Origin of the sequence: Methylomonas sp. Kb3 (assembly GCF_002834115.1) — a bacterium.
Lineage (GTDB): Bacteria > Pseudomonadota > Gammaproteobacteria > Methylococcales > Methylomonadaceae > Methylomonas > Methylomonas defluvii.
Window position 1 is genome coordinate 1 of record NZ_PIZT01000002.1, and the last position, 11,949, is coordinate 11,949.

6 protein-coding genes, 2 tRNA genes and 3 rRNA genes are annotated in these 11,949 nt (G+C 51.4%); 7 read left to right on the forward strand and 4 right to left on the reverse strand.

What is annotated here, in order from left to right:
• The first annotated feature begins 436 nt into the window (after window positions 1–436).
• The 6 genes from CWO84_RS00855 (at window position 437) to grxD (ending at window position 6,287) form a co-directional block, all read left to right on the forward strand.
• A 16S ribosomal RNA gene (locus tag CWO84_RS00855) occupies window positions 437–1,970 on the forward strand.
• Between the two features lie 60 nt (window positions 1,971–2,030).
• Window positions 2,031–2,107, forward strand: a tRNA-Ile gene (locus CWO84_RS00860).
• A gap of 116 nt (window positions 2,108–2,223) precedes the next feature.
• Window positions 2,224–2,299 (forward strand) — tRNA-Ala (locus CWO84_RS00865).
• A 323-nt stretch (window positions 2,300–2,622) separates the two neighbouring features.
• Window positions 2,623–5,517 (forward strand): 23S ribosomal RNA (locus tag CWO84_RS00870).
• A 201-nt stretch (window positions 5,518–5,718) separates the two neighbouring features.
• Window positions 5,719–5,834 (forward strand): 5S ribosomal RNA (gene rrf / locus CWO84_RS00875).
• Together the 16S, 23S and 5S rRNA genes with 2 tRNA genes alongside form the textbook arrangement of a ribosomal RNA operon.
• A gap of 132 nt (window positions 5,835–5,966) precedes the next feature.
• Window positions 5,967–6,287 carry a Grx4 family monothiol glutaredoxin gene (gene grxD, locus CWO84_RS00880; protein ID WP_033157254.1) on the forward strand — a complete coding sequence of 107 codons (321 nt, stop codon included), beginning with the start codon at window positions 5,967–5,969 and terminating at the stop codon, window positions 6,285–6,287.
• A gap of 122 nt (window positions 6,288–6,409) precedes the next feature.
• On the opposite strand, the gene rnt is transcribed toward grxD, so the two are convergent.
• Window positions 6,410–7,036: a ribonuclease T gene (rnt, locus tag CWO84_RS00885; protein ID WP_101051509.1), complete on the reverse strand. Its 627-nt coding sequence runs from the start codon at window positions 7,034–7,036 to the stop codon at window positions 6,410–6,412.
• 90 nt (window positions 7,037–7,126) lie between these two features.
• On the opposite strand from rnt, the gene CWO84_RS00890 reads away from it, so the two are divergent.
• On the forward strand, window positions 7,127–7,909 hold the full coding sequence (locus CWO84_RS00890; RefSeq protein WP_033157256.1) for a VacJ family lipoprotein: 783 nt from the start codon (window positions 7,127–7,129) through the stop codon (window positions 7,907–7,909).
• A 65-nt stretch (window positions 7,910–7,974) separates the two neighbouring features.
• Here CWO84_RS00890 and mtaB read toward each other — a convergent pair whose 3' ends face one another.
• From mtaB to purB, 3 genes are all read right to left on the reverse strand, one after another.
• Window positions 7,975–9,261, reverse strand: a complete 1,287-nt coding sequence (mtaB, locus tag CWO84_RS00895) for a tRNA (N(6)-L-threonylcarbamoyladenosine(37)-C(2))-methylthiotransferase MtaB (protein ID WP_101051628.1) — start codon at window positions 9,259–9,261, stop codon at window positions 7,975–7,977.
• A gap of 62 nt (window positions 9,262–9,323) precedes the next feature.
• The gene (locus CWO84_RS00900) at window positions 9,324–10,553 is read right to left on the reverse strand and encodes a spore maturation protein (RefSeq protein WP_033157458.1); all 1,230 of its coding nucleotides are present in this window, start codon (window positions 10,551–10,553) and stop codon (window positions 9,324–9,326) included.
• Window positions 10,554–10,568: 15 nt separating this feature from the next.
• Window positions 10,569–11,927, reverse strand: a complete 1,359-nt coding sequence (purB, locus tag CWO84_RS00905; RefSeq protein ID WP_101051510.1) for an adenylosuccinate lyase — start codon at window positions 11,925–11,927, stop codon at window positions 10,569–10,571.
• Between the last annotated feature and the right edge of the window lie 22 nt (window positions 11,928–11,949).

Consider the following 11,949-nt stretch of genomic DNA (forward strand, 5'->3'; position numbering starts at 1 on the left):
TATGATCAAGCACATCCGCGCTCGCGCAAGGGTTGAAGGCTGTTGAATAAAAAAGTTCTTGACGCGAGGATGATGGGTGATTAGAATGAGCGGCTCTTCACTGCTCTGGCTTTTAAGTTTTAGCGGTGAAGCGGTCGACTTGGTTCGGCGGGTTTGAGGTTGTTGATTGGCGGGTTTGTTTTTTTGGTTTCGGTTTTTGAAATGGCTTAAAAATAAATTTGACAAACACTGAAAACGCTGTAGAATATGTCGGCTCAACAGGGCGAAATGCTCTGGCTCTTTAACAAACGAAATCGAAATAATTTGTGTGGGTATGTGTAGCGACTATGTGCCGTTAGAAATAGTCGACACAGAAACCACGTCAATTCGCAAGAAAAGATGTTCTGTAGTCGAGCCAAGATTGGTCACTAATCTTATTTAGTGACAAGTTAAAATTAAACTGAAGAGTTTGATCATGGCTCAGATTGAACGCTGGCGGTATGCTTAACACATGCAAGTCGAACGGTAGCAGGCCTTCGGGCGCTGACGAGTGGCGGACGGGTGAGTAATGCATAGGAATCTGCCTATTAGTGGGGGACAACGTGGGGAAACTCACGCTAATACCGCATACGCCCTACGGGGGAAAGCTGGGGACCTTCGGGCCTGGCGCTAATAGATGAGCCTATGTCGGATTAGCTAGTTGGTGGGGTAAAGGCCTACCAAGGCGACGATCCGTAGCTGGTCTGAGAGGATGATCAGCCACACTGGGACTGAGACACGGCCCAGACTCCTACGGGAGGCAGCAGTGGGGAATATTGGACAATGGGCGAAAGCCTGATCCAGCAATACCGCGTGTGTGAAGAAGGCCTGAGGGTTGTAAAGCACTTTCAATAGGAAGGAATACCTATCGGTTAATACCCGGTAGACTGACATTACCTATACAAGAAGCACCGGCTAACTCCGTGCCAGCAGCCGCGGTAATACGGAGGGTGCAAGCGTTAATCGGAATTACTGGGCGTAAAGCGTGCGTAGGCGGTTGTTTAAGTCAGATGTGAAAGCCCTGGGCTTAACCTGGGAACTGCATTTGATACTGGGCAACTAGAGTTTAGTAGAGGGGAGTGGAATTTCAGGTGTAGCGGTGAAATGCGTAGAGATCTGAAGGAACACCAGTGGCGAAGGCGGCTCCCTGGACTAAAACTGACGCTGAGGTACGAAAGCGTGGGTAGCAAACAGGATTAGATACCCTGGTAGTCCACGCCGTAAACGATGTCAACTAACTGTTGGGTTCTTAAAGAACTTAGTAGTGGAGCTAACGTATTAAGTTGACCGCCTGGGGAGTACGGCCGCAAGGCTAAAACTCAAATGAATTGACGGGGGCCCGCACAAGCGGTGGAGCATGTGGTTTAATTCGATGCAACGCGAAGAACCTTACCTACCCTTGACATCCAGAGAATCTGTTAGAGATAGCGGAGTGCCTTCGGGAACTCTGAGACAGGTGCTGCATGGCTGTCGTCAGCTCGTGTTGTGAAATGTTGGGTTAAGTCCCGTAACGAGCGCACCCCTTATCCTTAGTTGCCAGCGGGTCATGCCGGGAACTCTAGGGAGACTGCCGGTGATAAACCGGAGGAAGGTGGGGACGACGTCAAGTCATCATGGCCCTTATGGGTAGGGCTACACACGTGCTACAATGGCCGGTACAGAGGGCTGCGAACTCGCGAGAGTAAGCGAATCCCAAAAAGCCGGTCCCAGTCCGGATCGCAGTCTGCAACTCGACTGCGTGAAGTCGGAATCGCTAGTAATCGCGGATCAGAATGCCGCGGTGAATACGTTCCCGGGCCTTGTACACACCGCCCGTCACACCATGGGAGTGGGTTGCAAAAGAAGTAGGTAGTTTAACCTTCGGGAGGGCGCTTACCACTTTGTGATTCATGACTGGGGTGAAGTCGTAACAAGGTAGCCCTAGGGGAACCTGGGGCTGGATCACCTCCTTACAAAGACGGCACACCGTTACACGTACTCACAACAAATTATTTCGATTGAAAGACGCACCTGGGTCTGTAGCTCAGTTGGTTAGAGCGCACCCCTGATAAGGGTGAGGTCGGAGGTTCAACTCCTCCCAGACCCACCAACGCATAAAAGGCGAAAGCAATAAGGCGAAACACAATCAGACCACACGCCTGGTTAGAATAACTGGCGCTGTGCTTAGTCACGTTTCGGCTTGAGTCTTGGCTTTAGTCTGCTTTAGGGGCCATAGCTCAGCTGGGAGAGCGCCTGCCTTGCACGCAGGAGGTCGGGAGTTCGATCCTCCCTGGCTCCACCATCATGCTGAACGCTGAGGGTCAACCAGTTCGTCAAACGTAAGAAAAATAGTGGATGAACATCAACGCTATAGGGTTTTATCGGCGGCAACAGATAAAGACTTTATAGCATTGGTATTCGTACCGATAGCTCTTTAACAATATGGAAATCTGTAACTATAGTAATGATCAGCAATGATCAACACTAAAACGAGTTGCGGTTTGAATAACGTCAGTCTCGAAAGAGAAAGGCTGAAAGCAAACGGCATGTCGTTCTCAAGCAGAAAAAATCAGCGAAAATGTCAGCTGACAGTATAACCAAAGTACAGACGTATTCGGGTTATATGGTCAAGTGAATAAGCGCATACGGTGAATGCCTAGGCAGTAAGAGGCGATGAAGGACGTTGTAGCATGCGAAAAGCTTTGGGGAGCCTGCAAACCGGCTGTGATCCAGAGATGTCCGAATGGGGAAACCCGGCGCGCATAAGCGCGTCATCTTTGAGTGAATACATAGCTCACTGAAGCGAACCCGGAGAACTGAAACATCTAAGTACCCGGAGGAAAAGAAATCAACCGAGATTCCCTAAGTAGTGGCGAGCGAACGGGGACTAGCCCTTAAGCTAGGATAAGGTTAGTGGAACGGTCTGGAAAGTCCGGCGATACAGGGTGATAGCCCCGTACACGAAAACCTTTTTCTAGTGAAATCGAGTAGGTCGGAGCACGTGAAACTTTGACTGAATATGGGGGGACCATCCTCCAAGGCTAAATACTCCTTACTGACCGATAGTGAACTAGTACCGTGAGGGAAAGGCGAAAAGAACCGCGGAGAGCGGAGTGAAATAGAACCTGAAACCGTATGCGTACAAGCAGTGGGAGCCCCTTCGTGGGGTGACTGCGTACCTTTTGTATAATGGGTCAGCGACTTACATTTTGTGGCAAGCTTAACCGAATAGGGGAGGCGTAGCGAAAGCGAGTCTTAATAGGGCGTTTAGTCGCAAGGTGTAGACCCGAAACCGGGCGATCTATCCATGGCCAGGCTGAAGGTTGGGTAATACTAACTGGAGGGCCGAACCCACGTCTGTTGAAAAAGACGGGGATGAGCTGTGGATCGGAGTGAAAGGCTAATCAAGCTCGGAGATAGCTGGTTCTCCTCGAAAGCTATTTAGGTAGCGCCTCGTGTATCACTGCTGGGGGTAGAGCACTGTTTCGGCTAGGGGGTCATCCCGACTTACCAACCCGATGCAAACTCCGAATACCAGCAAGTGCCAGCACGGGAGACACACGGCGGGTGATAAGGTCCGTCGTGAAAAGGGAAACAGCCCAGACCGTCAGCGAAGGTCCCCAAATCTATGCTCAGTGGGAAACGATGTGGAAAGGCACAGACAGCCAGGAGGTTGGCTTAGAAGCAGCCATCCTTTAAAGAAAGCGTAATAGCTCACTGGTCGAGTCGGTCTGCGCGGAAGATTTACCGGGGCTAAGCATAGTACCGAAGCTACGGATTTACACGTAAGTGTGAGTGGTAGAGGAGCGTTCCGTACGCCTGCGAAGGTCGATTGAGAAGTCGGCTGGAGGTATCGGAAGTGCGAATGCTGACATAAGTAACGATAAAGGGGGTGAAAAACCCCCGCGCCGAAAACCCAAGGTTTCCTGCGCAACGTTAATCGACGCAGGGTTAGTCGGCACCTAAGGCGAGGCTGAAAAGCGTAGTCGATGGAAAACAGGTTAATATTCCTGTACCAGTAGTAACTGCGATGGGGTGACGGAGAAGGCTATATCAGCGGTCGGTTGGAAGTGGCCGTTTAAGCAGGTAGGCATGCATCTTAGGCAAATCCGGGGTGCTCTATGCCGAGACGTGATGACGAGCGGTTCGAAAGAACAGCGAAGTGATAGATGCCCTGCTTCCAGGAAAAACCTCTAAGCTTCAGGTTACTAGTGGCCGTACCCTAAACCGACACAGGTGGGTGGGATGAAAATTCTAAGGCGCTTGAGAGAACCCAGGTGAAGGAACTAGGCAAAATGATACCGTAACTTCGGGAGAAGGTATGCCCTCATTACGTGAAGGTCCTCGCGACTGGAGCGGAAGGGGGTTGCAAAAAATCGGTGGCTGCGACTGTTTAGCAAAAACATAGCACTCTGCAAACACGAAAGTGGACGTATAGGGTGTGACGCCTGCCCGGTGCTGGAAGGTTAATTGATGGGGTTATCTTCGGAGAAGCTCTTGATCGAAGCCCCAGTAAACGGCGGCCGTAACTATACCGGTCCTCAGGTAGCGAAATTCCTTGTCGGGTAAGTTCCGACCTGCACGAATGGCGTAACGATGGCCACACTGTCTCCACCTGGGACTCAGTGAAATTGAAATCGCTGTGAAGATGCAGTGTACCCGCAGCTAGACGGAAAGACCCCGTGCACCTTTACTATAGCTTGACACTGGACTTTGAACCTACTTGTGTAGGATAGGTGGGAGGCTTTGAAGCGGGAACGCCAGTTCTCGTGGAGCCAACCTTGAAATACCACCCTGGTATGTTTGGAGTTCTAACCTCGATCCATTATCTGGATTAGGGACAGTGTCTGGTGGGTAGTTTGACTGGGGCGGTCTCCTCCTAAAGAGTAACGGAGGAGCACGAAGGTACCCTCAGCCTGGTCGGAAATCAGTCTATGAGTGCAAAGGCATAAGGGTGCTTGACTGCGAGACGGACAAGTCGAGCAGGTACGAAAGTAGGTCTTAGTGATCCGGTGGTTCTGTATGGAAGGGCCATCGCTCAACGGATAAAAGGTACGCCGGGGATAACAGGCTGATACCGCCCAAGAGTTCATATCGACGGCGGTGTTTGGCACCTCGATGTCGGCTCATCACATCCTGGGGCTGAAGCAGGTCCCAAGGGTATGGCTGTTCGCCATTTAAAGTGGTACGCGAGCTGGGTTCAGAACGTCGTGAGACAGTTCGGTCCCTATCTGCCGTGGGCGTTTGAGATTTGAGGGAAGCTGCTTCTAGTACGAGAGGACCGAAGTGGACGAACCTCTGGTGTTCCGGTTGTCATGCCAATGGCATTGCCGGGTAGCCACGTTCGGACAGGATAACCGCTGAAAGCATCTAAGCGGGAAGCCCCTCCCAAGATGAGATCTCACTGGGACTTTAAGTCCCCTGAAGGGCCGTCGGAGACTACGACGTTGATAGGCACGGTGTGGAAGTCCAGTAATGGGCGTAGCTAACGTGTACTAATTGCCCGTGAGGCTTGACCATATAACACCCAATGCGTTTGGGTCAGGTCAGATGACAAGCTGATAACCAACTGAGAACGATAAGCTCAATACAGATTTCCATGAAAAACAGGACCGGGAACAACCTAAGTTAAATGCGAACGCATCACCCAAAGGTTTTTCCTAAAAGCAAAAGCTTATAACCTGTTTATGAAGGCTGACTAAAAGCAGCCAAACCAGTTTGCTTGGTGAACATAGCAAGCGTGAACCACCCGATCCCATCCCGAACTCGGAAGTGAAACCGCTTAGCGCCGATGATAGTGTGGCAGGTTGCCATGTGAAAGTAGGTCATCGCCAAGCTCTTAAACCAAAAGCCCCGCTAGCCTAGCGGGGCTTTTTTTTTGACCCCAAATCACCCCTACTGTTGCTCCCTTCTCTTTTGCGGACGGGGTTGTTAGAATCCCCTCTCATCAATGTTTAACGAGAAAACGCATGAGTGCAATAGACAGAATCCAAGCCCAATTAGCCAGCCATCCTGTGGTCTTATACATGAAAGGCACGCCAGATTTTCCCCAGTGTGGATTTTCCAGCCGGGTGGTGCAAGTCTTGCAGGCTTGCAATGCGGATTATGCCCACATCAATATCTTCGAAGACCCTGAAGTGCGTGAAGCCTTAAAAGAATACTCGCACTGGCCTACCTATCCCCAACTGTATATCAACGGCGAATTAATCGGCGGCTGCGACATCGTCATCGATCTGTTTAATAAAGGTGAGCTTAATAATTTGCTGGCAAGCGTTGGCTCCAAGCTTTAGTCGAAAAAGGTATATTAATTAAGCAGCAGCGTGCCTATTCGACCGTGTATTGCGATGGACTTTCTGCCATTCTCGCCAATATGTTTGGGTGCAATGTGTTCTAAGTCGCTAATTGGCTACATTTACGTCGCTTCGTACTCGCTTAATTTTTTCCAGCGGTTGATAATCATACAAAACAACTCGGCAGTTTGTTCGGCGTCGTAAAGCGCTGAATGTGCTTTTTCGTTATCCCAGACAATTCCGGCAGCTTGAGCAATTTTTGCTAAAACTGTTTGGCCGTACATTAGCCCTCCGAGTGTGGCGGTATCGAAACTACTGAATGGATGAAACGGGCTTCGTTTGTAGTTGGTTCGTTCAATAGCGGCGTTCAAAAAATTGATATCGAAAGCTGGGTTGTGTCCAACCAAAATGGCTCGCTTGCATTCGTTACGTTTTACAGCGGCTTTGATAGGGGTAAACAGCTTGTTAAGCGCATCCTTCTCTTCTATAGCCATGCGGAAAGGATGGTATGGATCGATACCGGTAAATTTGAGCGCTGCGTCATCCAGCTCTGAGTTTTTGAAAGGAATGATATTGCAGTGATGTTTTTCGGTGACATGCAGCCATCCATCAGTGTCTGGTTCGACTATTACGGCGGCGATTTCCAATAGTGGATTTTTTTTTGAATTAAAGCCGGCGGTCTCTATATCGACAATAACAGGAAGGTAACCTCTGAAACGGTTGCCTAACGGATTTAGGTTTATTTCCATTGAGTTTGATGGGCAAAAAAAGTCGGTTGTGCGTTATGTTACGTGAGTTTTGGATAGGTATAAACAATATTCAATTGGTGAGGTGAAGTTATGCAAGATCGGAAAAAAGGTTGGGTTATCTTAGGGTTACTGACCGTATTAAACGGTTGTGCCACGACCCGCGGTGTCGATCCTAAAGATCCTTGGGAGGGCTGGAACAGAGGCGTGCAATCATTTAATGACGGCGTGGACGATTATGTCATGAAACCGGTTGCCAAAGGCTACGATTGGGTGATGCCCGATTTTGCGGACCAAGCGGTTACTAATTTTTTCAGCAATGTCGATGACATAGGTGTTTGTACCAACGATGTTTTGCAAGGAAAACTCCTGCAATCGGGTCAGGACGGCGCGCGTTTCTTGGTGAACACCACCATCGGTGTCGCCGGGCTTATCGATGTTGGGACGATGATCGATTTGCCGAAGCATAATGAAGATTTTGATCAAACCTTAGGCTATTGGGGAATACCTACCGGCCCTTACTTGGTCCTGCCGTTTTTCGGACCCAGTTCGCCACGTGGCGTGTTCGGGTTGGTTGGCGATGCCGCGATGAATCCGTTTACTTATGCCGGTATCTACATAAATCCAAATTGGATTGGCGCGGCGGTTTCGATTGGTCCTGGTGCATTGAAAGTCATCGACGCGCGCTCAGATCTGCTGGGTATGGAAAAAGTCGCTACCGAGGCGGCACTGGATCGTTACGAGTTTTTTAAAAATGCCTATCTTTCCAGACGTAATTATCTGGTTCACGATGGCAAGGTTCCAGACGAAGATGTGTTGAAATTCGACGAAATGCAGGGCGGTGGGCGTGGACCGCTCGATCCGAATCCGTATTGATTTAAACTGTTCTACTCTTATGTAAAAGGCCGTAAAGCAAATAGCTTTGCGGCTTTTTTATTGCTTCAATCCAAGCGGACGAGCACGAAATCCGGTTTCGCTTCTATCAGTACTCCCGACATTATCCTATTTTCCAGAATGAGGTCGGGTGCCACATCGCAGGCTACCCTTAGATAGTTCGGTGTGTAGCCGAAATGGCGGACCACGCCATCTTGCTGAGCTTCTTTTTGCCCTTCCCATAAAATGTTGGCCTGTTCGCCGAGGTTTTCGGCAATGAAGTTATGCTTCATTGTGTCGGCTAATTCATGCAATTGCTTGCTGCGCAGTTTCTTTGTGTTCTGATCGACTTGATCCGGCAAACCCGCGGCTTTGGTGCCTTCCCGAGGCGAATAGCTGAAAATGTGAATATGACCAAAACCCAGGCTTTTGATGTAATCAAAACTTTCCTGCCATTCCAGTTCGGTTTCGCCCGGAAAGCCGACGATGATGTCGGTAGTGATATTGAAATGCGGAATCGTCGCTCGGGCCAGTTTAACAATCTGGCCGAATTCCTCCGTTTTACAGCGCCTGGCCATGCGCCGTAGTACGCTGTCACTGCCGCTCTGCAAGGGCAAATGCAGATGTGGCATCAGTCTTGAATTTTTGAACAACTCGAAGAAACCATCCGGCAATTCCCAAGGTTCCAGAGAACCCATGCGCAGGCGTGGAATCTCCGTCTTAGCCAGGATTTCGCTAACCAATTCGACCAAATTACTGTTGATGTCACTGCCGTAACCGCCCAAATGCACACCGGTGATGATGGCTTCGTTGATGCCTTGAGCGTGCAGCGCGTTGATCTCGTCAATGACTGCTTGAATCGGCCGGCTGCTTTCCTCGCCGCGAGCAACGGTAACGATGCAGAAGGTGCAGCGGTAGCGGCAGCCGTCCTGTACCTTGACGAAGGCGCGCTGGCGGCCACGGCTGAACAGCGACACTTCGCCGGGTTCGGTCGACATCGTCGGCATGCTATCCAAATTCAGTTCGGCCAGGGTTTTCTCCACCAGCTGGTTTTTGTCCTGGTTGCCGACTATCAAGTCCACGCCCATCAATTGCGCGGCTTCTTCCTCGTTCAGTGTCGCGTAACAGCCGCTGACCACCAGCTTGGCTTGCGGATTATCACGGTGAATGCGGCGTATCATTTGCTTGGATTTTTTCACGGCGTCCTGAGTCACCGCGCAGGAATTGATGATCACCAATTGCGCGTCGCTCAAGTTACGGGTGATGTCGTGGCCTCTAGCCTGAAAGGCTTGTGCCCAGGTTTCCAGTTCCGCTTCGTTGAGACGGCAGCCGAGGGTTTTTAAATGTATCTGCATGTAAATATAAAACAAAATGTAGGGTGCATAAGCGTAGCGTCATACGCCGACAATCAAAATAATTAACCAAAAAACCAATAAGTCACCAAAATCGCGGTCACGATGCCGCCAAGGTCTGCAACGATGCCGCAGGCGGCAGCATGGCGAATCTGCTTGATGTTCACCGCACCGAAATACACCGCCAACACATAAAAGGTGGTCTCGGTGCTGCCTTGCACCACCGATGCCAGCCGGCCGGCAAAGGAATCGGCACCGTGGGTCTGCATGGTGTCTATCATCATCGCCCGCGCGCCGCTGCCGCTGAACGGTTTCATCAGTGCAGTCGGCAGGCCGTCGATGAAACGGTTGTCGATGCCGGCAGCATTGACCAATAGCCTTACACCGTCGGTAATCAATTCCAACGCGCCGCTGGCCCGGCACACTCCGAAAGCCACCAGCATCGCCACCAGATAAGGAATGATGGTGATCGCGGTCTGGAAACCGTGCTTGGCGCCTTCGACGAACAATTCGTAGGCGTTCAGACCTTTGTAGGCAGCGGCGGCGATGAACGACACCACCAAGCCGAACAAAATCACATGGCTGACCAGAGCCGATTGCTTGAGCATTTCTGCCTGATCCAAGCCCGCGAAATAAGCCAGTATGCCGCCGACCAAGATGGTGATGCCGCCCAGATAAGCCATCACCACCTTGTCCAGCAAATTGATCTTCTGCACGGCGGCGACGGCCAGCAGGCCGGTCAGCGTCGACATATAGGTGGCGATCAATATCGGAATGAACACGTCGGTCGGATTGGCGGCACCCAGTTGAGCCCGGTAAGCGAAGATCGTTACCGGAAACAGCGTCACCGAGGAGGTGTTGATCACTAGAAATAAAATCTGCGCATCGCTGGCCCGCTCGGGATGCGGATTCAAGGTTTGCATTTCCTGCATGGCCTTGATGCCCATCGGCGTCGCGGCATTGTCCAGCCCCAACATATTGGCGGCGATGTTCATCACCATTGCCCCCTGCGCCGGATGACCTTTGGGAATCTCCGGCATCAACCGGCTGAATAGAGGATTCAGTGCCTTGGTCAATAGATCGATGAAACCGCTATGCTCGCCGACTTTCATGATGCCCAGCCACAAGGCCAGCACGCCGCTAAGCCCCAGCGAAATCTCGAACGCGGTCTTGGATAGGCTGAACATCGCATTCATCAACTCGGAAAACACCTGGGTATCGCCCAGCACCAGCAGCTTGAAGGCGGCGGTGGCGAAGGCGGTCAGGAAGAAGAATATCCAGATGAAGTTCAGCAACAACCGGTCCCGTGATTAGCCGATTTTCTTGGCCAAATCTGCCGCGTAGCCGGTGTAGCTGTGCGGCGTGAGTTTCAGCAACTCGGCCTTGGCTTCCGTAGGAATTTCCAGCTTCTCGACGAAGGCACGCATGCCGTCGCCGGTGACGCGATTGCCGCGGGTCAGCTCTTTCAATTTTTCGTAAGGCTTTTCGATACCGTAGCGGCGCATCACGGTTTGGATGGGCTCGGCCAACACTTCCCAGTTTTGGTCCAGGTCTTGATCGAGTAACGCCGGATTGATTTCCAATTTGGAAATACCTTTCAAGGTCGATTGTATGGCGATGCTGGTGTGGGCGATGCCGACGCCGATGTTGCGCAAAACTGTGGAATCGGTCAAATCGCGCTGCCAGCGCGAGACCGGCAGTTTGTCGGCCAGGAAGCCAAAAATCGCATTCGCCAATCCCAGATTGCCTTCGGAGTTTTCGAAGTCGATCGGGTTGACCTTGTGCGGCATGGTCGAGGAGCCGACTTCGCCGGCCACGGTTTTTTGCTTGAAATAACCCAGCGAAATATAGCCCCAGACGTCGCGGTCGAAGTCCAGCAGAATAGTGTTGAAACGGGACAGGGCGTGAAAAAACTCGGCCATGTAATCGTGCGGCTCGATCTGGATAGTGTATGGGTTGAAAGTCAGGCCCAGCGACTCGACAAAGTTTTGCGCAAAAGCAGCCCAATCCACATCCGGATAGGCGACGCTGTGTGCGTTGTAATTGCCGACCGCGCCGTTGATTTTGCCCAGCAGTTCGACGTTCGCCAGTTGTTGGCGCTGGCGTTGCATGCGGGCGACGACATTGGCGAATTCCTTGCCAACCGTGGTCGGTGTCGCCGACTGGCCGTGGGTACGCGACAGCATCGGTTGTTCGGCGCTATTCAGTGCCAATTGCTTGATCGCGTCTATCGTCGCATCGACTTCCGCCAGCATCAGGCCGCGGCCTTCCTTCAGCATCAGCGCATAAGACAGATTATTGATGTCTTCCGAGGTGCAGGCGAAGTGGAAAAACTCATTGATGGCCTGCAGTTCCGCGTTGCCTTCGATCTTTTTCTTCAGGAAATACTCGACTGCCTTGACGTCGTGGTTGGTGGTTTTCTCGATGTCCTTGACCGCTTGGGCGTCGGCTTCGGAAAAATCGCTGACGATGTTATTCAGCACGGTGGTCGCTTCGGCGGATAAGGCTGGCACTTCGGCAATTTTGGCTTCGGCGGCCAGTGCTTGCAGCCAGCGCACTTCTACCTCGACCCGGTAACGGATCAAGCCGTATTCGCTGAAAATGGGGCGCAAGGCGTCGACTTTGCCGGCGTAGCGGCCGTCGATGGGGGAGATGGCGGTGAGTGTCATAAAGCTATTTCCTTAGAAAATA

Coding starts and splice junctions, on each gene's coding strand:
- grxD (WP_033157254.1), top strand. CDS start 5,967: ATGAGTGCAATAGACAGAATCCAAGCCCAATTAGCCAGCCATCCTGTG.
- rnt (WP_101051509.1), bottom strand. CDS start 7,036: ATGGAAATAAACCTAAATCCGTTAGGCAACCGTTTCAGAGGTTACCTT.
- CWO84_RS00890 (WP_033157256.1), top strand. CDS start 7,127: ATGCAAGATCGGAAAAAAGGTTGGGTTATCTTAGGGTTACTGACCGTA.
- mtaB (WP_101051628.1), bottom strand. CDS start 9,261: ATGCAGATACATTTAAAAACCCTCGGCTGCCGTCTCAACGAAGCGGAA.
- purB (WP_101051510.1), bottom strand. CDS start 11,927: ATGACACTCACCGCCATCTCCCCCATCGACGGCCGCTACGCCGGCAAA.